Source organism: Kitasatospora sp. NPDC057542 (assembly GCF_042801945.1).
In the GTDB taxonomy this organism is placed as follows: Bacteria; Actinomycetota; Actinomycetes; order Streptomycetales; family Streptomycetaceae; genus Kitasatospora.
On the sequence record NZ_JBHVFE010000130.1, the window covers coordinates 1 to 19,651 of the forward strand.

17 protein-coding genes are annotated in these 19,651 nt (G+C 73.0%); 2 read left to right on the forward strand and 15 right to left on the reverse strand.

The window, feature by feature from the left end:
* Positions 1–212: 212 nt before the first annotated feature.
* The 5 genes from ftsY to ACFU7Y_RS18475 all read right to left on the reverse strand — a co-directional run bounded on the left by ftsY (position 213) and on the right by ACFU7Y_RS18475 (position 7,922).
* Entirely contained in the window at positions 213–1,439 is a 1,227-nt protein-coding gene (ftsY, locus tag ACFU7Y_RS18455; RefSeq protein ID WP_224285064.1) for a signal recognition particle-docking protein FtsY, read from the reverse strand.
* 237 nt (positions 1,440–1,676) lie between these two features.
* A complete protein-coding gene (smc, locus tag ACFU7Y_RS18460; protein WP_380768815.1) occupies positions 1,677–5,330 on the reverse strand; it encodes a chromosome segregation protein SMC in 3,654 nt (1,217 codons plus the stop codon).
* A 161-nt stretch (positions 5,331–5,491) separates the two neighbouring features.
* The gene (locus tag ACFU7Y_RS18465; RefSeq protein ID WP_224278577.1) at positions 5,492–5,695 is read right to left on the reverse strand and encodes a hypothetical protein; all 204 of its coding nucleotides are present in this window, start codon (positions 5,693–5,695) and stop codon (positions 5,492–5,494) included.
* Positions 5,696–6,152: 457 nt separating this feature from the next.
* A complete protein-coding gene (locus tag ACFU7Y_RS18470; protein ID WP_224278579.1) occupies positions 6,153–6,452 on the reverse strand; it encodes an acylphosphatase in 300 nt (99 codons plus the stop codon).
* Between the two features lie 132 nt (positions 6,453–6,584).
* On the reverse strand, positions 6,585–7,922 hold the full coding sequence (locus tag ACFU7Y_RS18475; protein WP_380768816.1) for a hypothetical protein: 1,338 nt from the start codon (positions 7,920–7,922) through the stop codon (positions 6,585–6,587).
* A 319-nt stretch (positions 7,923–8,241) separates the two neighbouring features.
* Between ACFU7Y_RS18475 and ACFU7Y_RS18480 the strand changes: the two genes are divergently transcribed.
* Complete coding sequence (locus ACFU7Y_RS18480) at positions 8,242–9,162, forward strand: hypothetical protein (RefSeq protein ID WP_224278583.1); 921 nt, start codon at positions 8,242–8,244, stop codon at positions 9,160–9,162.
* 7 nt (positions 9,163–9,169) lie between these two features.
* Here the strand turns inward: ACFU7Y_RS18480 and mutM are convergent, their stop codons facing one another.
* The 10 genes from mutM to ACFU7Y_RS18530 all read right to left on the reverse strand — a co-directional run bounded on the left by mutM (position 9,170) and on the right by ACFU7Y_RS18530 (position 19,039).
* A complete protein-coding gene (gene mutM / locus ACFU7Y_RS18485; RefSeq protein ID WP_224278585.1) occupies positions 9,170–10,048 on the reverse strand; it encodes a bifunctional DNA-formamidopyrimidine glycosylase/DNA-(apurinic or apyrimidinic site) lyase in 879 nt (292 codons plus the stop codon).
* A 54-nt stretch (positions 10,049–10,102) separates the two neighbouring features.
* The gene (rnc, locus tag ACFU7Y_RS18490; RefSeq protein ID WP_224278587.1) at positions 10,103–10,891 is read right to left on the reverse strand and encodes a ribonuclease III; all 789 of its coding nucleotides are present in this window, start codon (positions 10,889–10,891) and stop codon (positions 10,103–10,105) included.
* 20 nt (positions 10,892–10,911) lie between these two features.
* A complete protein-coding gene (gene rpmF, locus ACFU7Y_RS18495; protein ID WP_030275709.1) occupies positions 10,912–11,085 on the reverse strand; it encodes a 50S ribosomal protein L32 in 174 nt (57 codons plus the stop codon).
* Positions 11,086–11,087: 2 nt separating this feature from the next.
* Positions 11,088–11,732 carry a DUF177 domain-containing protein gene (locus tag ACFU7Y_RS18500; RefSeq protein ID WP_224278589.1) on the reverse strand — a complete coding sequence of 215 codons (645 nt, stop codon included), beginning with the start codon at positions 11,730–11,732 and terminating at the stop codon, positions 11,088–11,090.
* 162 nt (positions 11,733–11,894) lie between these two features.
* Complete coding sequence (locus ACFU7Y_RS18505) at positions 11,895–13,079, reverse strand: ATP synthase F0 subunit B (RefSeq protein ID WP_380768818.1); 1,185 nt, start codon at positions 13,077–13,079, stop codon at positions 11,895–11,897.
* Between the two features lie 187 nt (positions 13,080–13,266).
* Positions 13,267–13,758, reverse strand: coding sequence for a pantetheine-phosphate adenylyltransferase (coaD, locus tag ACFU7Y_RS18510; RefSeq protein ID WP_224278593.1), 492 nt, complete (start codon positions 13,756–13,758; stop codon positions 13,267–13,269).
* 49 nt (positions 13,759–13,807) lie between these two features.
* Positions 13,808–14,389 (reverse strand): 16S rRNA (guanine(966)-N(2))-methyltransferase RsmD, encoded by a 582-nt coding sequence (rsmD, locus tag ACFU7Y_RS18515; RefSeq protein ID WP_224278595.1) that lies wholly within the window; start codon positions 14,387–14,389, stop codon positions 13,808–13,810.
* 122 nt (positions 14,390–14,511) lie between these two features.
* The gene (locus ACFU7Y_RS18520; protein ID WP_224278597.1) at positions 14,512–15,045 is read right to left on the reverse strand and encodes a hypothetical protein; all 534 of its coding nucleotides are present in this window, start codon (positions 15,043–15,045) and stop codon (positions 14,512–14,514) included.
* 104 nt (positions 15,046–15,149) lie between these two features.
* Positions 15,150–17,369 carry an ATP-dependent DNA helicase RecG gene (recG, locus tag ACFU7Y_RS18525; protein WP_224278599.1) on the reverse strand — a complete coding sequence of 740 codons (2,220 nt, stop codon included), beginning with the start codon at positions 17,367–17,369 and terminating at the stop codon, positions 15,150–15,152.
* Positions 17,370–17,407: 38 nt separating this feature from the next.
* On the reverse strand, positions 17,408–19,039 hold the full coding sequence (locus ACFU7Y_RS18530) for a DAK2 domain-containing protein (RefSeq protein WP_380768820.1): 1,632 nt from the start codon (positions 19,037–19,039) through the stop codon (positions 17,408–17,410).
* Between the two features lie 297 nt (positions 19,040–19,336).
* On the opposite strand from ACFU7Y_RS18530, the gene rpmB reads away from it, so the two are divergent.
* Entirely contained in the window at positions 19,337–19,522 is a 186-nt protein-coding gene (gene rpmB / locus ACFU7Y_RS18535; protein ID WP_014138233.1) for a 50S ribosomal protein L28, read from the forward strand.
* Positions 19,523–19,651: the final 129 nt, after the last annotated feature.

Consider the following 19,651-nt stretch of genomic DNA (forward strand, 5'->3'; position numbering starts at 1 on the left):
GCGAGATCTACCGCGCCCTGACCAGCACACCGACAACCCGACACATCACTCAAACCGACCTTGCTCCTGCGGCTTGACGTCCATAGGAGCATCCCACCGGCCCGGGCGTCCGGGCACGCGAGAGGGCCCGCCCCCGGGAGGGAGCGGGCCCTTCGCGCGGCCTTCGCACGGCCTTCGTAGTACCTTCGTACGCTCGTCGTACGCGGGGAGCCTCAGTCCCCGATCAGCGCGTCCACGAACGCCCCCGGCTCGAACGGAGCCAGGTCGTCCGCGCCCTCGCCCAGGCCGATCAGCTTGACCGGCACGCCCAGGTCGCGCTGGACCGCGACCACGATGCCGCCCTTGGCGGTGCCGTCCAGCTTGGTCAGCACGATGCCGGTGATGTCGACCACCTCGGCGAACACCCGGGCCTGGATCAGGCCGTTCTGGCCGGTGGTGGCGTCCAGCACCAGCAGCACCTCGTCCACCGGGCCGTGCTTCTCGACGACCCGCTTGACCTTGCCCAGCTCGTCCATCAGGCCGGTCTTGGTGTGCAGGCGGCCGGCGGTGTCGATCAGCACGGTGTCCGCGCCCTCGGCGATGCCCTCCTTGACCGCGTCGAAGGCGATCGAGGCCGGGTCCCCGCCCTCCGGGCCGCGCACGGTGCGCGCCCCCACCCGCTCGCCCCAGGTCTGGAGCTGGTCGGCGGCGGCGGCGCGGAAGGTGTCGGCGGCGCCGAGCACCACGGTGCGGCCGTCGGCGACCAGGACCCGGGCCAGCTTGCCGGTGGTGGTGGTCTTGCCGACGCCGTTGACACCGACCACCAGGACCACCGCCGGGCCCTCCTCGTGCCTGGTGGAGCGGACGGTGCGGTCGGCGTCCTTGCCGATCAGCTCGACCAGCTCCTCGCGCAGCAGCGCGCGCAGCTCCTCGGGCGTACGGGTGCCGAGCACCTTCACCCGGGTGCGCAGCCGCTCGACCAGCTCCTGGGTCGGGGCGACGCCGACGTCGGCGGTGAGCAGCGTGTCCTCGATCTCCTCCCAGGTGTCCTCGTCCAGGTGCTCCCGGGAGAGCAGCGAGAGCAGGCCCTTGCCGAGCGAGTTCTGCGAGCGGGAGAGCCGCGAGCGCAGCCGGACCAGCCGGCCCGCGGTGGGCTCGGGGACCTCGACGGCGGGCGCCGCCTCGGCCTCGGCGGGCGCGACCTCGACGGCCTCGGGGGCCTCGGGGGCCTCGACCTCCGCCGGGAGTTCCACCTCCTCGACGGTGCGGCGGGGCGCCTCGGTCGGCGGCGCGGCCTCCTCGCCGACCTGGGGCTCCTGCGGGGTGGGCTTCGGCGCCGTGATGACCGGCGCCTGCGACTTCGGGGGCAGCTGCCGGCGTCGTCTGCCGGAAACGACGAGGCCTGCGATCGCGACGATGGCGACCACGGCGATGACTACGGCGAGGATCACGTATTCCACATAAATCTCCTTCGTTGGGTCCCTCGATAGAGTGATCCTTCGGTCACCGACGCACGAGCGTCCCCGCCTCCCCTACGCTGGCCGCTGTGCCGTCCGGCACCGGTCAGGGCTTGGCCGTCACGAGGTTGTCCGACGGCTGAGTGAGAAGCCCCCTCACACGAGGGGGAGGAGTCACAACCGCTCCAGTATCCGGGATCGGCCCCGCCGAGGGCAGCTACCCCGGCTCAGGCTGTCGGGTCAGTGCCCCGTCGGCCCGGAGGCACTCGCCTCCTCTCGCTTCCGAGGTGGCACCGCACGCGATCTGCGCTCCCGGTGCTGTCCCCCGGCCTGGCGGCCGGGAGGTGCCCCCACGCGCAGCCGCTGGCTGATCACCTGCGAAATGCCGTCCCCCTTCATAGTCACCCCGTACAGCGCGTCGGCCGACTCCATGGTGAGCTTCTGATGGGTGATGACGATCAGCTGGGAGCTCTCCCGCAGCTCCTCCATGATCCCGATCAGCCGCCGCAGGTTGGTCTCGTCCAGCGCCGCCTCCACCTCGTCCATCACGTAGAACGGACTGGGCCGGGCCTTGAAGATCGCCACCAGCAGCGCCACCGCGGTCAGCGAGCGCTCGCCGCCGGACAGCAGTGACAGCCGCTTGACCTTCTTGCCCGGCGGGCGGGCCTCCACCTCGACCCCGGTGGCCAGCATGTCGTCCGGGTCGGTCAGCACCAGCCGGCCCTCCCCGCCCGGGAAGAGCCGGGCGAAGACGCCCTCGAACTGGGCGGCGGTGTCGTGGTACGCCGAGGTGAACAGCTGCTCGACCCGCTGGTCCACGTCCCGGACGATGTCCAGCAGGTCGCGCCGGCTGCGCTTGAGGTCGTCCAGCTGCTCGCCGAGGAAGCGGTGGCGCTCCTCCAGCGCGGCGAACTCCTCCAGCGCCAGCGGGTTGACCTTGCCGAGCTGCTGGTACGCCTTCTCGGCCGCCCGCAGCCGCTTCTCCTGCTCCGCCCGGACGTACGGGTGCGGGTCCCCCGGCTCCGTCCCGTCCTCGGGCGTCGGGGGCGGGACAGGCTGGTCCGGTCCGTACGAGGCGAGCAGCTCGCCGCCGTCGATGCCGAACTCCTCCAGCGCCCGGGCCTCCAGCTGCTCGATCCGCAGCCGCTTCTCGGCGCGCAGCACCTCGTCCCGGTGCCCGGCGTCGACCAGCTTGTCCAGCTCCTCCTTGAGGCCACGGCCGTGCTCGCGGTGCTCGCGCAGCTCCTGCTCGCGCTCGGCGCGCGCCTGCTCGACCGCCGCCCGCCCGGCGTCCGCGCGGGCCAGCGACACCTCCAGGCAGGCCAGCAACTGCCGGGCGCCCGCCGCGACGGCGTTCGCCACCGAGGCGTCGTGCTCGGCGCGCCGGCGGCGCTCGGCGGCCCGGGCGCGCGCCTCGCGCTCGGCGCGGGCGGCCCGGTCCAGCTGGTCGGCCCGGCCGGCCAGGGCGCGGACCCGCTCCTCGTGGGTGCGCACCGCGAGCCGGGCCTCCAGTTCGGCCTGCCGGGCGGCACTCGCGGCCTCGGCCAGTCGCTGCTGCTCGGCGGCGTCCGGCTCGTCCTCCCCCGCCTCGGCCGACTCCTCGGCGGCGGCCAGGCGCTCCGCCAACTCCTCGGCAGTGTCGAGGAGTTCGGTCAGCCCCTGCTCGGCCCGCGCAGCGGCGGCCGACAGGCGCTCGGCTTCCCCGGCGGCAGCGCGGGCCTGCCCGCCGAGTCGGCCGAGTGCCCCGGCGACCTGGGCCCGCTCCTTCTCCGCCTGCCGCCGCCGCTCGGCCAGTTGCTCCACCTCGGCGGCCGACTCCCGCCGCCGCCCGGTGAGTTCCGCCAGCCGCTCGGCCGACTCGGCGCAGCGCGCGGTGAGTTCTCGGATCGCCCGGGCCGCCTCGTCCACCGCCGCCTGGGTCTCCAGCAGGCTCGGCGCACCGCCGGACCCGCCCTGGGCGAAGCCGACGCCGAGCCGGTCCCCGTCGGCGGTGACGGCGCAGAGTCCGGGGTGCTCGTCGACCAGCCGCAGCGCCTGGTCGAGGTCCGCGACCACCGCCACCCCGGCCAGCAGCCGCCGGACCGCCCCGAGCAACTCGGCCGGGCCGTCCACCAGCTCGGCCGCCCAGCGGGCCCCGACCGGCAGCTCCCCAGCCGCATCCGCCACTTCGGCGACACCGGCGATCAGCAGCGCGGCCCGGCCGGCGTCCTCGGCCCGCAGCAGCCGCAGCGCCCCGGCAGCGGCGGACGGCGAGTCGACGGCCACCGCGTCGGCCGCCGCACCGAGCGCCGCGGCGAGCGGCACCTCGTACCCGGCCTCGATCCGCAGCAGCGCGGCCGCCGGGCCGAGCAGCCCGCCCAACCGCTCCCCCGCGTCCAGCAGCGCGCCGGTGCCGTCCTTGCGGCGCAGCCCGAGGGAGAGCGCCTCGTGCCGCGCGGTCAGCCCGGCCCGCTCGCGCTCGGCGGCGCCGGCCACCTCCCGCGCCGCGGCCAGTTCCCCTTCGACGGCGGCCAGCTCCTCGCGCGCCTGCCGGTACCGGGCCTCGCCCTGCGCGTCGTCCCCGGCCAGGCCGTCCACCTGCTGCTGGAGTTCGTCCAGCTCGCCCTGCGCGGCCTCGGCGCGCAGCAGCGCCTCGTCCCTGGCCTCGGTGAGCCGGCCGATCTCGGCCTGCGCCGCGGCGGCCCTGGACCGGGCGGCGGCGGCCTGCCCCTGCAGCCGGGCCAGGCCCTCCCGACGGTCGGCGATGGCCCGGGCGGCGTCCCGCAGCCGGCGCTCCTCCGCGGCCAGCTCCCGTTCCAGTCCGTCCTTGCGCTCGACCGCCTCGGCCAGCGCGTACCGGGCCTCCTCCAGCGCCTCGGTCAGCGCGGCCTCCTCCTCGCGGACCCGCTCGGCCTCCCGTTCCAGCTCCTCCGGGTCACGCCCCCGCCGTTCCTCGCCCCGGCCCCCGGCGACGGCGTGCCGGGCCCGGGCCTCGGCCAGCCCGATGGTGCCGCGGGTGCGCTCGGCGAGCGCGGAGAGCCGGTACCAGGTCTGCCGGGCGGCCTCCAGACCGGGACCGAGCTGCTGGACCTGCGCCTCCAGGACGCGCTCGCGCTGCACCGCGGCGGCCAGCTCCTGCTCGACGGTGGTGCGGCGCAGCCGCAGCGCCAGCTCGTCCGCGACCTCGGCCTCGACGGCCCGACGGAGCGTGCACAGGTCGTCGGCGAGCAGCCGCAGCCGGGCGTCGCGCAGGTCCGCCTGGATGCCGGCGGCCCGGCGGGCGATCCGGGCCTGCCGGCCGAGCGGTCCGAGCTGGCGGCGCAGTTCGGCCACCAGGTCCTGGACCCGGTTGAGGTTGGCCTGCATCGCGTCCAGCTTGCGCAGCGCCTTCTCCTTGCGCTTGCGGTGCTTGAGGACGCCGGCCGCCTCCTCGATGAAGGCGCGCCGGCCCATCGGGTCGGCGTGCAGCACGGAGTCCAGCTGGCCCTGCCCGACGATGACGTGCATCTCGCGGCCGATGCCGGAGTCGGAGAGCAGCTCCTGGATGTCCAGCAGGCGGCAGGTCTCGCCGTTGAGCGCGTACTCGCTGCCGCCGTTGCGGAACATGGTCCGGGTGATGGTCACCTCGGAGTAGTCGATCGGCAGGGCGCCGTCGCTGTTGTCGATGGTGAGGCTGACCTCGGCACGGCCGAGCGGGGCGCGCCCGCTGGTCCCGGCGAAGATGACGTCCTCCATCTTGCCGCCGCGCAGCGACTTGGCCCCCTGCTCGCCCATCACCCAGGACAGCGCGTCGACCACGTTCGACTTGCCGGAGCCGTTCGGGCCGACGACGCAGGTGATGCCGGGCTCGAAGCGCAGGGTGGTGCTGGAGGCGAAGGACTTGAACCCGCGCAGCGTCAGACTCTTCAGGTGCACGCGGCCGGTCTCCTCGTCGCTCGCCAGGGGCCCCAGCGTGCGACTGTATCCGGAGTCGGACACGACGAAGGGACGCCACATCCGGGCGTCCCTTGCAAGCTGCGTCCCTTTCGGGGCGGCTCAGTGCACAGCGGCGTCGATCTGCGAGGACCGGGCGGGACTCAGGTGAGAGCCGGCTCCCGCTGATCCAGATCGATGCTGTTGAGCAGCGAGTGCTCGCCGGTGACAGCGGTCAGAGCGTCGTTCTCAGCCTGCATCCGAAGGAGCTCCGCTTCAAGCTCCTGGACGCGCTGCTGAAGCCGCCGCATCTCGGAGAGCATTCGCGGGTCGGGGCCGCCGACGTACCCGAGAAGCGCCTTTGCCATGATGAATGGTCCTCCACGCTGAGTGACCGAACCGGAACGGTACAGGTCTAGGGGGAAGGGGGACGCACGCGCGGCGCGCCACCGGAAGTGCTGGCTGGGCACTACGGCGCAACCACCGTGAGCTGGGCTCACGAGGGCATACGCCTGCCGGGAAAACGCGATCGTGTGCGCGGGCTTCCAGCGTCTCACCAAAGACGGTACGGGTCAACACGATCACCGCACGCTACCGCCCCCCTGTCACCTGCCCGGCGGTGTCGTCACGCCTGGGGGCCTCGGGACGGATCCACCACGTGCTCGTGGATCATCGTTCGATGCGGAGTCAACCACGAGTCTGCCCGGATGGCAACCTCGTGACACCGACTGTTCCGGATCTTTTCCCGGAAGCCCGCGCGGCAGGCCTCCGGCAGACCTCCGACGGGCCGCCGAAGGGCCGCCGAAGGGCCGGGTCGGGGCGGGCTCAGCGGATCTCGAAACCCTCGTAGCCAGGGCCGACGGCCGTCCAGATCTCGGTGACCCCGCTGACGCGGCCCGGGGTCCCCGGGCCGCGCAGCCGGGCCAGCAACTGCTCGCAGTCGGCCGCGAGCCCCTCGGCCACCACCTGCACCCGGCCGTCACCGAGGTTGCTCGCGTAGCCGGTCAGGCCGATCTCCAACGCCCGCGCCCTGGTCCACCAGCGGAACCCGACTTCCTGGACCTTCCCCCGGACCCAGGCGGTCACCCGGACCGGTTCCTCACTGTGGGCATCGCGACCGTGCATGCCCCCGACCCTAGCCGCCCGCGCACCCGGTCACAGCCCGGCCCGCCCCGCGGACGCCGCCGCGCACCCGGACGGGAGCGGCCCCGCCGGAGGACCGGCGGGGCCGCTGACGTGGGCGTCGGCTCGGGGGGGTTACCAGTCCCCGCCGCCGAAGTCCCCTCCGCCGAAATCGCCGCCACCGCCGAAGTCGCCGCCGCCGAAGTCGGCCGGGTTGAAGTCGGCGCCGGTGAAGTCGCCGCCCTCGTACTGGTCCTGGTAGCCCCCGCCCATCATCGGCGCCGCCGCGTAGGCCGGGGAGCTCATCATCGAGCCGAGCATGGTGCCGACCAGCAGGCCGGGCAGCAGACCGCCGCCGAAGCTGCTGTAGTAGCCGCCCGCGTACGGGGCGTACGCCGGGCCGGCGTTCCAGTACGGCTGCGGGCCCTGGTCGGTGTCCACGGTGCGCACGGCCGGGTCGAGGCCGGCCGCCACCCGGTCCGCGTCGGCCTGGCAGACCGGCACGGAACGGGCGGAGCCGCCGGCCGGGGCCCAGTCCACGTCCTTGACGGACGGGCCGTGGCGCGGGTCCATGAAGCACGGGGGACGGCGCTCGGGCAGCGGGCGCTTGTCCCGCCGGGCGCTCAGGGTGGCCAGCGCGAACCGGCCGTCCTCGATCGCCTCGGTGACCTGCTTGACGTCCTCGGGCTTCTTCGCCTCGTCCATCAGCCGCTTGGACTTCTCGTACGAGTCCAGGGCGTGGGTGTAGTCGGTGCGCTGGGCCTCGTCGGCGTCCGCCGCGCCCGGGTTGAAGTCGAGCCGGTCCAGTTCCTCACCGAAGGCGGTGATGTCCTCGTCCACCACCCGGCGCAGCTGCTCCAGCTCGGCCCGGGCCTGCTCCTCCTTGCGCTTCTTGGCGCGGCGGAACAGGAAGAAGACCCCGGCGCCGGCCAGCACCAGCAGCAGTACCGGGATGACCACCCAGGCGATCGAGGTGCTGTGGTTGACCCCGGTGCCCTTGGTCTGCGGGGCGGCCTGGTCGACGAAGGAGTTCAGGGTGGCGTCGATGTCGCCGCCGTTCGAGCGGGAGGCCGCGCCGGCGATGCGCTGCGGCTGACCGGCGCCCATCGCGCCGCGGTCGCCGCCGGCGTCGAGCGTGCCGTCGTGCCAGACCGCGTAGACGCCGTCGATGCCCACCAGGGTGCGGAGGTCCTGGAGGGTGGACTTCGCGTACGCGGAGTCGGGGATGACCGCGACGAAGATCGGCTTGTCGGCCTTGTCGATCTTCTTCGACAGGGCGTCCGCCTGGGACTGGCTGAAGCGGCTGGTCATGGCCGGGGCGACGTAGACCTGGCCCTTCTTCAGGGTGGCGGCGGCATCGCTCAGCCCGCCCGCGGCCGAGGCCGCCGGCGCCAGCAGGAGCAGCAGCCCGAGCAGCGCCGCCACCAGGGCAAGCGGCCCGGCGCCCCGGGAACGTCGTGCAAGGGTTCTCATGCCCTCGACGCTACCGTGACCGGCCCCCGAGCACGCCATACCCTTCGCATACTGGTATCGACAAGACTCCCCGCCGACCGCCGGGGCCGCTCCCCTCCTCGGGGATGATGTTTCCCCCGGTCACCCCTGAAACGGGGCCCGCGTGGGAACCGCGAGAGGTTCCCGGACGTACGTTCCGGCGGGCCCGGCCCGGTTTCGGGGCACTGCGGGGGCGTGCCGACCGTACCGTGCGAACGGGCATAGTGGTCCCGGACCACCGGTCCCATTGCCTTTTCTTTACTCAACCTGTTCTTGACCCAACTCCCGATCGGAGCGCTCGGTGATCATCGGCCTCGTCACTGCCGTGGCGGCATCCGCCTGCTACGGCACCGGCTCGGTCCTCCAGGCCGTCGGATCCCGCCGCTCCGCCCGGGAGGAGGCGGCCAAGGGCGCCACCACCTCGACCACCGAGCACGGCGGCCCGAGCCTGTCCTCGACCGCGAAGGCCGCCGTCACCTGGGAGTTCATTCTCGGCACGGTGCTCGACCTGATCGGTTTCGGGCTCGGCGCGCTGGCCGCCCGGCTGCTGCCGCTGTTCCTCTCCCAGACCATCATCAGCGCCAACCTGGTGATCACCGCGGTGCTCAGCATCAAGCTGCTGGGCATCCGGCTCAAGCAGCTGGAATGGGCCTCGATCGCCGTGCTCTGCTCGGCGCTGGTGCTGCTGGCCGTCTCGGCCGGACCGGAGGGCGGCCACCACGCGGCGATGTCCTTCCACTGGTGGCTGCTGATCATCACCACGGTGCTGCTGGTCGGCGGCAGCCTGCTGGTGCGGTGGATGGGCTCCAACGGCGCGATCGTCGCCGGTCTGCTCTCCGGCCTCGGCTTCGGCGCCCTGGGCGTCGGGGTGCGCATCCTCAACGGCATCGAGCCGTTCGACCTCGGATCGCTGCTCTCCGACCCGGCGCTCTACGCGGTGCTGGTCGGCGGCATCGGCGGGATGTACATCCACACCGTGGCGCTCCAGATCGGCTCGGTGAACGGCGCGACCGCCGCGCTGGTGGTCGGCGAGACGGTGCTGCCCGGCGCGGTCGGCGTGCTCTGGCTCGGCGACTCCTCCAAGGCCGGCCTGGGCTGGCTCGGCGTGATCGGTTTCCTGCTCGCGGTGGTCGCCGCGGTCGGGGTCGCCTACTTCGGCCAGGACACCCACGGCGCGCCCGGGGAGGCGGCCTCGGAGGAGGCCGAACTCACCCGGAGGTAGTGCGGGCTCAGCCCCCGCTGCGGGTGCGCGGCACGCGCTGGCAGCGGGGGCAGAAGTAGCTGGAGCGGTTCATCCAGGCCGCCCGCCGGATCGGGGTGCCGCAGCGGCGGCAGGGCTCCTGCTCGCGGCCGTAGGCGTCGAGCTCCCGGGAGAAGTAGCCGCTCTCGCCGTTCACGTTGACGTAGAGGCTGTCGAAGCTGGTGCCGCCGACGGCGAGCGCCGAGGTCATCACGTCCCGGGCGTTGGCCAGCAGGAGCAGGGCCTTCGGGCGGGTGAGCGTCGCGGTTGGGCGGTCGTAGTGCAGCCCGGAGCGCCACAGCGCCTCGTCGGCGTAGATGTTGCCGACGCCACTGATCAGGGTCTGGTCGAGCAGGGCGCGCTTGACCGTGGTCCGCCTGGCGCGCAGCGCGGTCACGAAGGCGGCGTCGTCGAAGCGCGGGTCGAGCGGGTCGCGGGCGATGTGCGCGATGGAGACCGGGGTGCCCTCCGGGTCCCCGTCCTCGGCCTCCTCGACCGCCAGGCCGCCGAAGGTCCGCTGATCGACGAAACGCAGTTCGCGCCCGCCGTCGGCGAAGCACAGCCGCACCCGCAGGTGCGTCTCGTCGGGTACGGACGGGTCCTGGACGAGGAGTTGGCCGCTCATCCCGAGGTGGCCGATCAGCGAGAATCCTGCCCCGGTACCGGCCAGCGGCACCCACAGGTACTTGCCGCGCCGCTGCGCGGTGCCGAGGGTGGTGCCGGTCAGCCGGGCCGCGAAGTCGGCCGCGCCGGCTAGCTGGCGGCGCACCGCGCGCGGGTGCAGCACCTGGACGTCGGCGACGGTCCGCCCGGCCACCCAGTTGGCCAGACCACGGCGGACGACCTCGACCTCGGGAAGTTCGGGCACGGGAACACGCCTCCTGCTCGGTACGGATCAGCAGGAGTGAAGGCTACTTCGATGTCACGCCCCGGCGGGCAGCCGGTCGGCGTACTTCTCCTTGATCGCGCGCCAGGCGCTCTCGGCGGCCTTCTGCTCGGCTTCCTTCTTCGAGCGGCCGACGCCACTGCCGAAGTCCTCGCCGGCCACCCGGGCCGCCGCGGTGAAGGTCTTCTCGTGGTCCGGACCGGACTCCATGACCACGTACTCCGGCACTCCGATGCCCACCGAGGCGGTGAGCTCCTGGAGGCTGGTCTTCCAGTCCAGGCCGGCACCCAGCTGAGAGGACTCCTCGATCAGCGGGTCGAACAGCCGGTGGACGAACTCGGTGGCCGCGTCCAGTCCCTGGTCCAGGTAGATGGCGCCGATCACGGCCTCGACGGTGTCGGCGAGGATCGACGACTTGTCGCGGCCGCCGGTGCCCTCCTCGCCCTTGCCGAGCCGGATGAACGCGCCGAGCTCCAGGCCGCGGCCGACGTCCGCGAGCGCGCGGGAGTTGACCACCGCGGCGCGCAGCTTGGCGAGCGTGCCCTCCGGGACGTCCGGGTGGACGCGGTAGAGGGTGTCGGTCACCACCAGGCCCAGCACCGAGTCGCCGAGGAATTCCAGGCGTTCGTTGGTGGGCAGCCCACCGTTCTCGTACGCGTACGAGCGGTGGGTCAGGGCACGTACCAGAAGGGCGCGCTCAAGCGTGTACCCGAGGCGCCCTTCCAGGACGTCGTATTCGGTCGAAGCCGGCCCGCCGGCCTTGCCGCCGCCCGAAGAACCCTTCGGGGCGGTGGACGCCTTGCGGGTGGAGTTACCGTCCGACATCGATCCGTACACCCCGCCGATCAGACCGAGAGGACCTGGCGACGGTTGTACGTGCCGCAGCTCGGGCACGCGATGTGCGCCAGCTTCGGCTCGTGGCAGCGGTCGCACGCCACGAGGGCCGGGGCAACGGCCTTCCAGTTGGAACGGCGGTGGCGCGTGTTGCTGCGCGACATCTTCCGCTTCGGAACAGCCACGGCTACTTCTCCTGGTTCTCGGCGAGACCCTCACGGGTGTCGCTGTTCTTAGATCCGTCACCCTCGTCGCCGGGGGCGGCGGAGAGTCCCTGCAGAGCCGCCCACCGGGGGTCGGCGGCATCGTGGTGGTGCGCCGGGTCGTCGCTCAGGCGCGCTCCGCACTCGGAGCACAGGCCCAGGCAGTCTTCCTGGCACACCGGCTGCAGCGGCAGTGCGAGCACCACCGCGTCACGCAGCACCGGCTGGAGGTCGAAGAAGTCGCCCTCCAGACGGTAAGTCTCTTCTTCCGAGTCCTCGTCGAGGTCCTCGGCCCCGGCGGTCCGGGCGCGATGACGCTCGTCGGACTCCGGGTAGTAGTACAGCTCCTGGAAGTCCACGTCGACGTCGAACTCGACGGGCTCCAGGCACCGGACGCACTCGCCCTCGACGTGGGTCTCGGCGGTGCCGGTGACCAGCACGCCCTCGACCACGGACTCCAGGCGGAGCTCCAGATCGATCGGGCTCTTCTCCGGCACGCCGATCACGTCGATGATCCCGAAGCCCTCGGGGGCCTCCAGGGTCCGGCTCACCTTGCGCATCGAGCCCGGGCGACGACCGAGCTCGTGCGTGTCGAACACGAGGGGGTCGCGGTGGTCGAGGCGGTTCACGGTGTCCTGACTTCCATGGGGAATCTTCGATTGCGTCTCCGTCCGGTCGGCGTTGCGCGGGCAAGCCGACAGCCGGACATGGAGAGGCCGGAGTGGTCAGACTACCGGAGTCTCCCGCCAGGCCCAACTTCGGTCCCGTCAGGAGACTCCCGCACGGTCCGCTCAGCGGCCGCCGAGCTCCCGCAGCCTGGTCATGTCGATCATGCTGGTGTCGAAGAAGCTGGTCTCGTCCAGGCCCTGGCCCTGCCCCTGGCCCTGGCCCTGGCCCTGCTGCGGGTGTGGCACGGCCGGCGGGGCGGCCGGCGGCTGGGGGTAGGTGTAGCCGTCGTACGACTGCGCGACGTAGCCCGGCTGCTGCTGGGGATGGCCGTAGCCCCCCTGCTGCTGCTCCGGGTAGCCCTGCTGCCCGTAGCCGCCCTGGCCCCACTGGGTGTTGTACGGATCACCCTGGCCGGCCGGGTCGTAGCCGCCGCCGTACACCTCCGCGTACTGCCCGGCCGGCTGCTGGGCGGCCGCGTACTGGTCGGTGCCGGGGGCCTGCCAGCCGGCCGCGGCCGGGGTCTGCTCCGGCCAGGTCTGCTGCTGCGGGACGTCCTCGCGGTACCAGGCGATGTCCTCGCCCTCGGCGTCCTGGGCGAAGCCCGCCGCCACCGCCTCGGCCCGCTCCTTGGCCTGCTGGGCCTGGTCGGCGGCGGCCAGGTAGGCGCCGAGCTCGTCGATGGGGCGCTTGCCGAGCAGCTTGTCCCGGCCCTTGCCGACCGCCTCCAGGGTGGCGCCGAGCACGTTCTCCAGGGTGGCGAGCTTCACATCGACGTACTCGTCCACCTCGGGGCTCGGGCTGATCCGCTGCGGGCGGAACTCCTCGCCGTCGCTCTCGCCCTCGGACTCGGTCTCGAAGACGCTGGAGTCGCCGCGCAGCTTGGTGCGGCCGCGGCCGACCGCGCCGAGCGTCTTGGTGAGCACGACCTCGAAGTTGGCGAGCTTGCTGTCCACGTAGTCGTCGGCCTCGGCCCGCTTGGCGTCGACCTCGGCGCGCGCCTCGGCGAGGATCCGGTCGGCCTGGGCCTGGGCCTGGCGGACCACCTCGGTGTCCGAGATCAGCGAGCCGCGCTCGGCGTGCGCGCCCTGGATGATCCGCTCGGCCTCGGCCTGGGCACCCGCCACCACCTGCTCGTGGTCGGCCATCACCGACTGGGCGTGGGCGAGTTCGGCGGGCAGGGCCGACTTGAGGTCGTTGAGCAGGCCGATCAGCTCGGCCCGGTTCACCACGCAGGAGGCCGACATCGGCATCGAGCGGGCGTTCTCGACCGCCGCCACGATCTCGTCGACCTTGTTCTGCACGTCCACGGGGCTTCGTCTTTCCGTGTGCCGCCGACGGTCCGGCGGAGGCAGGCCCGACGCGGTGGACCTCACCGCAGGGCAGGAATACAGACTGTACGGCCACGGCCGGGCGGGGTCACAACGCCTGAGCCGAACCGGTCTTCCGCCCGCAGGACAATCTGTGACGAACCGGCAGAAACGGACAGGCAGCGGACTACTGCGCGGCCTTGCGCTCCGCGATCCGCTCGACCAGCCGGCGGTGCACCGTCGCGGGCAGCAGGTGCGAGACGTCGCCACCGTACGAGGCGACCTCCTTGGCCAGCGTCGAGGAGAGGAAGCTGTACGTCGGCGAGGTCGGCAGGAACAGCGTCTCCACCCCGGTCAGGCCGTTGTTCATGTGCGCCATCTGCAGTTCGTAGTCGAAGTCGCTGACCGCGCGCAGGCCCTTGACGATCGCCGGGATGCCGCGCTCGCGGCAGTAGTCCACCAGCAGGCCCTGGTGCGACTCGACCACCACGTTGCCGAACTCCGCGGTGACCTCCTCGATCAGGCCGATCCGCTCCGCGATGCTGAACATGCCCTGCTTGTTCGGGTTCACCAGGACCGCGACGTGCACCACGTCGTACAGCTTCGAGGCGCGCTCGATGATGTCGAGGTGGCCGTTGTGGATCGGGTCGAACGAACCGGGACAGACGGCTCGACGCATGGCGTGTGTGCTCCCTCGTGGGGTGACGGCTGCTGCGGGCCGCGGCCTGTTACTCCTGCTCACCGGCCGCGGCGGCGCGACCGTACCAGAGCGTGCCCTCGCCGTAGCGGCGGGAGCGCAGCTCCTCGAAGCCCTCGGGCCAGTCGAACCTGCCGCCGCGGGTGCTGCGCTCCACGGTGACGAGTACGTCCTCCGCGAGCCAGCCCCCGGCCAGGAGTGTGATCAGCATCTCGCGGACCTCCTCGTCCGTCACCACGTACGGCGGGTCGAGGAAGACCAGGTCGTACGGGCTCTGCGGGGGCGGGCCGACGATCACCTTCTCCGCCTTGGCGGCCCGCACCTCGGCCCCCGGCAGGCCGATCGCCCGGACGTTCTCCCGGATCACCCGGGCCGCCTGGCTGTCCGCCTCGACCAGCAGGACGTGCTCGGCGCCGCGCGACAGCGCCTCCAGTCCGACCGCGCCCGATCCGCCGAACAGGTCCAGCATCCGGGTCCCGTGCAGGGTGCCGCGCAGTGCCTCCAGGGTGGAGAACATCGCCTCACGGGCCTTGTCGGAGGTCGGGCGGGTGCCCCGGCCGGGCGGTACGGCCAGTCGGCGGCCGCCGGCCGCCCCGGCGATCACGCGGGTCATGGTGGTGGGAGGTCCTTTCGTCGCTGCCCGACCACGCTATCCCGATCACCGCACCGTGCTCACGCCGAACGGGTGCGGCCCGGCAGGAGCATCCCGCCGGGCCGCACTGTGGCACGCGGTGCTCAGCTCGCCTCGGAGCCCGCCGACTGGGCCGGGACGCCCGCGCCGAGCAGGGCCGGCGAGGCGTAGCGGGACCAGGACAGGCAGCCGTCGGGCGGGCAGAACTCGGGGCGGCGCGGGTCGTGCCCGAGCTCGCGCAGCTTGGTCCGGACGGAGTCGGGCGTGCGGCCGAAGCGGGCGGCGATCCGGGCGATGGTCTCGCCGTCGTGGAAGCGCCGGACCAGCTCCTCCTCGTGCTGCGGCACCCAGGGGGCGCCGTGGCCGGGGTACAGCTCGCGCAGCACGTCGCGGTCGGGGATGGGCTCGGAGACGTCGGCGACGATCGCCAGCGCCCGCAGCGCGCGGTTGAGCGCGATCCGCAGCGAGGCGACGTCCTCGACCGGCAGGCGGAGCTTGCCCGAGGCGAGCGGTGAGGCGGCCGCCCCCTCGCGCCAGCCGGTCAGGGTGAGGGTGACTTCGCGGTCGTCGTCGCTGGCGAGTTCGATCCGGAAGACCTTGTCGCCCAGCGGGAGCTCGTTGAGATGACGGAATGCCATGGCATGACCCCCAAGTGTCGTGCCAGGTACGCACCTTGGGGGTGCGCCCTGAACACCTTCATTCTCTCGCGGGGGTCTGACAATCCGGTCCGTCCGAGGACCCCTCAGCCCTTCTCCATGTAGGCCGCGCGGTCCTCGTCGAGCAGGCTCTCCAGCGCGGTGCGCAGCTCCGGGTGGGCGGCCAGGTCCGGGTCCTCGGCGACCAGCCGGGTGGCCTCGGTGCGGGCGGTGAGGATGACCTCCTCGTCCTCCAGTACCGAGAGCACCTTGAGCGAGGACTTCACCCCGGACTGGGCCTGGCCCAGCACGTCGCCCTCACGGCGCTGTTCGAGGTCGATCCGGGACAGCTCGAAGCCGTCCAGGGTGCCCGCCACCGCGTCCAGCCGGGCCCTTGCGGCGCTGCCCCCGGGCATCTCGCTGACCAGCAGGCACAGGCCCGCCGCGCTGCCGCGACCGACCCGGCCGCGCAGCTGGTGGAGCTGGGAGACGCCGAAGCGGTCGGCGTCCATGATGACCATCGCGGTGGAGTTGGGGACGTTGACGCCGACCTCGATCACGGTGGTGGCGACCAGCACGTCCACCTCGCCGGCCGCGAACCGGCGCATCACCTCGTCCTTGGCCTCCGGCGCGAGCCGACCGTGCAGGATCTCCACCCGCAGGCCGCTCAGCGGGCCCTTCGTCAGCTTCTCCGCCGTCTCCACCACCGAGAGCGGGGGCCGTCGTTCGTCGCTGGCGGCGCCTTCGTCGGCGACCTCCTCGAAGTCCTCCTCGGCGGCCTTGCGCCGCTTCTTCTTCGGGTCGGCGGCGGGCTCCTCGTCCCCGATCCGGGGGCAGACCACGTACGCCTGGTGGCCCTTGGCGACCTCCTCGCGGACCCGCTCCCAGGCCCGGGTGAGGAAGTTGGGCTTCTCCAGCGCCGGGACGACGTGGGTGGAGATCGGCGAGCGGCCGGCCGGCAGCTGGTCCAGGACGGAGGTCTCCAGGTCCCCGAAGACCGTCATCGCGACGGTGCGCGGGATCGGGGTGGCGGTCATCACCAGCAGATGCGGCGGCTGCTCGCCCTTGGCGCGCAGCGCGTCCCGCTGCTCGACGCCGAAGCGGTGCTGCTCGTCCACCACGACCAGGCCGAGGTCCTGGAACTGCACCTTGTCCTCGATCAGCGCGTGGGTGCCGATGGCGATCCCGGCGTCCCCGCAGGCCATGTCGAGCAGCGCCTGGCGACGGGCGGCGACGCCCATCGAGCCGGTCAGCAGCACCACCCGGGTGCCGAGGTCGGAGCCTCCGAGCATTCCGCCCTCGGCGAGGTCCCCCATCATCTCGACGATCGAGCGGTGGTGCTGCTGGGCGAGCACCTCGGTGGGCGCCAGCAGCACCGCCTGGCCGCCCGCGTCCACCACGGCGAGCATGGCGCGCAGCGCGACCAGGGTCTTCCCGGAGCCGACCTCGCCCTGGAGCAGCCGGTGCATCGGGTGTTCGGTGGCGAGGTCGGCGGCGATCTCGGCGGAGACTGATCGCTGGCCCTCGGTGAGGGTGAACGGCAGCCGGGCGTCGAAGGCGTCCAGCAGACCGCCCTCGCGGGCCCTGCGCGGCTTGGCGGGCAGGGCGGAGTCGGCGGCCCGGCGCTGCGCGAGGGCGACCTGGAGCACGAAGGCCTCGTCCCAGCGCAGCCGGCTCTGGGCGCGCTCGCGGTCGGCGTGGCCGCGCGGGCGGTGGATCAGCTCCAGTGCCTCGGGCAGCGGGATCAGGTCGTGCCGCTCGCGCAGTTCGGCGGGCAGCGGTTCGCCGACGTCGCCGAGGTGCTTGGTGAGCGCGGTCTCGATGCAGATCGACAGCTTCCAGCTGGGCATCTGCGCACTGGCGCCGTACACCGGGATGAGCCGGCCGGCGAACTGCTGCGCGGCGTCGGACCCGGCGTCCTCGTCGAGCAGCTGGTAGTCCGGCGAGACCAGCTGGCGGGTCCGGTTGAAGACCCCGACCTTGCCCGCGAACAGGCCCTGGGCGCCGGGCTTGAGCTCCTTCTGCCGCCAGCCCTGGTTGAAGAAGACCAGCGAGAGCCGGCTGCGGCCGTCGGTGACGACGACCTCCAGCCGGTCGCCCTTGCGGCCGCGGAACGGGATCAGGGTGACCTTCTCGATCCGGGCCAGCACGGTGACGTGCTCGTCGATCTCCAGCTCGTCCAGGCTGGTGAGCTGGCCGCGTTCCACGTAGCGGCGCGGGTAGTGGTGCAGCAGGTCCCCGACCGTGCGCAGCTTGAGGCTGTCGGCGAGCACCTTCGCGGTGCGGTCGCCGACGAGCTTGGTCAGTGGTTCATCGAGAGCGCCCATCAGGCCCCTGTTTACACCAAGGCACCGACGAACAGGCCCTACTCCACCCCGATGAGCAGCGGCGCCGGCTCCTGTCCGCCGTGGAAGACCATCGCGTCCACCTCGGGCCGCCGGTGCCGGACGTGGGAGACCAGCCGTTCGGCGAGCGCCTCGTCGGTGCCCTCGCCGAGGATCAGGGTGACCAGTTCGCCGCCCGCCCCGAGCATCCGGTCCAGCACGCTCTCGCCGACCTCGGCCAGCCCCGCGCCGATCACCGCGACGTCACCGTCGATCAGCCCGAGCACGTCCCCGGCCTGGCAGACCCCGGCCATCGTCCAGGACTCCCCCTCGGCGACGGCCAGTTCGGCGTACCGGGTGGCCCCGGCGGCGGAGGTCATGGCGACCACGTCCTCGTCGAAGCGGCGGCCGCCCTCGTGCACCGCCAGCGCCGCCAGGCCCTGCACCGGCGAGCGGGTGGGCAGGACGGCGATCCGCACCCCTTCCTCGCGCAGCTGGTCGGCGGCGGCCCCGGCGGCGGCGCGCAGTTCGGGGTCGTTGAGCAGCAGGACGACCTCGCGGGCGGCCGAGCGGCGCACCGCCGAGGCGAGTTCGGCGCTGGCCGGCGGGCGGTCCGGGTCGGCGTGCAGGACGACGGCACCGGCCTGCTCGCAGAGTTCGGCCAGGCCCTCGCCGGAGACCACCGAGAGCACCGCGCGGGCACGTTCCTCGCGCTCGCCGCGCTCGGCGGTGGTGCCGGCCCGGGCGGCGGCCTCGGCGAAGTGGGTGATCCGGATCTGGTGCGGGCGCCCTGCCCCGACCCCGGCCTCCACGGCGGCGCCCGCGTCGTCCACGTGGACGTGCACGTTCCACAGGCCGTCGCCGCCGCCGATCACCAGTGAGTCGCCGAGCCCGCCGAGCCGCTCGCGCAGCGCGGGCAGCGCCTCGTCGGGGGCGTCCAGCAGGTAGATGACCTCGAAGGCGGGGTGGCCGGGGCCGGGCGGCCGCAGGTGCGTCTCACAGCTCTCGACGGCCCGGACGTCCCCGCGCAGCGCGACCGGCCCCATCGGCTGCTGTCCGGCGACGGCGTCGGCGAGCGCGCCGAGGACGGCCACCAGGCCGCGCCCGCCGGCGTCCACCACCCCGTTCTCGGCCAGCACGGCGAGCTGCTCGGGGGTGTGCCGCAGCGCGTCCCGGGCGGCCCGGTAGGCGGTGTCGGCGACCTGCGCGAGCCCGTCCCCGGCCCGGACGGCCTCCCGGGCGGCGACCCGGGCGACGGTCAGCAGGGTGCCCTCGACGGGCTCCGCGACGGCCTGGTACGCGGAGTCGGCGGCCCGTTGCAGGGCGGCCCGCAGCTGTTCGGCGCCGCCTCCCTCGGCCAGCGTCTCGGCGGTGCCGCGCAGCCACTGGGCGAGGATCACCCCGGAGTTGCCGCGGGCCCCGACCAGTGCGCCGCGGGCCATCGCCCGGACCGTGTCGGCCAGCCCGGGGGCCGGGTCGACGGCGGGGTCGGCGAAGCGGCTCTCCACCTCGGCGGCGGCGGACTCGACGGTCAGGTAGAGGTTGGTGCCGGTGTCGCCGTCCGGGACGGGATAGACGTTGAGCGCGTCGATCTCCTCGCGGGCCTGGCCGAGCGCGCGCAGCGCGAGCTGGCACCAGGTGCGCACGGCCGGGGCGTCGAGCGTGTGCAGCACCAGGTCTCCTCCGGATGGGACGCCGCGGTGGCCCGAGGGGCAGCGCACAGTCAGGCCTGCGGCAAGGGGTGATACCGGCAGGTTATCGGGGCGGGGCAGGGCCGTCCGTCCCCGCGACCGGAGCGATCACTCGGCCGGTCATGGTAGTTTCGTGGGACGGAAGCAAGCGTTGTATGCTCTTCCGGTTGCCTGGAACCGTCCAGGCTCACCCCCTTGTCCGGTCCGGTTCACGTGAGTGTTCTGGTGGGTGAGTGGGGTTTTCGAAAGTATCTGATCTGAAGTCTTGGAGTGACTCCTGTGGCTGCCAACTGCGACGTCTGCGGCAAGGGGCCGGGCTTCGGCAACAGCATCTCCCACTCTCACCGCCGTACCCCCCGTCGTTGGAACCCCAACATCCAGACGGTGCGCGCTGTGATTGGGCGGACGCCGAAGCGGCTCAACGTCTGCACCTCGTGCATCAAGGCCGGTAAGGTCTCGCGCTGACGCGCAGACCGGCATGCCGGTCCTCCAGTGAGCCGGTTCATCCTCGGATGGGCCGGCTTCGCTGTTTCCGTGGCCGGCTACGCCGTTTTCCGGACTCACCGGTGGTGGGCGGGCTCCCCTGAGGAGCCC

Excerpts from the sequence above, each read along its gene's own strand:
- ACFU7Y_RS18520 (WP_224278597.1), bottom strand. The coding sequence starts at position 15,045 with ATGGCATTCCGTCATCTCAACGAGCTCCCGCTGGGCGACAAGGTCTTC.
- coaD (WP_224278593.1), bottom strand. The coding sequence starts at position 13,758 with ATGCGTCGAGCCGTCTGTCCCGGTTCGTTCGACCCGATCCACAACGGC.
- rnc (WP_224278587.1), bottom strand. The coding sequence starts at position 10,891 with ATGTCGGACGGTAACTCCACCCGCAAGGCGTCCACCGCCCCGAAGGGT.
- rsmD (WP_224278595.1), bottom strand. The coding sequence starts at position 14,389 with ATGACCCGCGTGATCGCCGGGGCGGCCGGCGGCCGCCGACTGGCCGTA.
- ACFU7Y_RS18475 (WP_380768816.1), bottom strand. The coding sequence starts at position 7,922 with ATGAGAACCCTTGCACGACGTTCCCGGGGCGCCGGGCCGCTTGCCCTG.
- ACFU7Y_RS18470 (WP_224278579.1), bottom strand. The coding sequence starts at position 6,452 with ATGCACGGTCGCGATGCCCACAGTGAGGAACCGGTCCGGGTGACCGCC.
- ACFU7Y_RS18465 (WP_224278577.1), bottom strand. The coding sequence starts at position 5,695 with ATGGCAAAGGCGCTTCTCGGGTACGTCGGCGGCCCCGACCCGCGAATG.
- recG (WP_224278599.1), bottom strand. The coding sequence starts at position 17,369 with ATGGGCGCTCTCGATGAACCACTGACCAAGCTCGTCGGCGACCGCACC.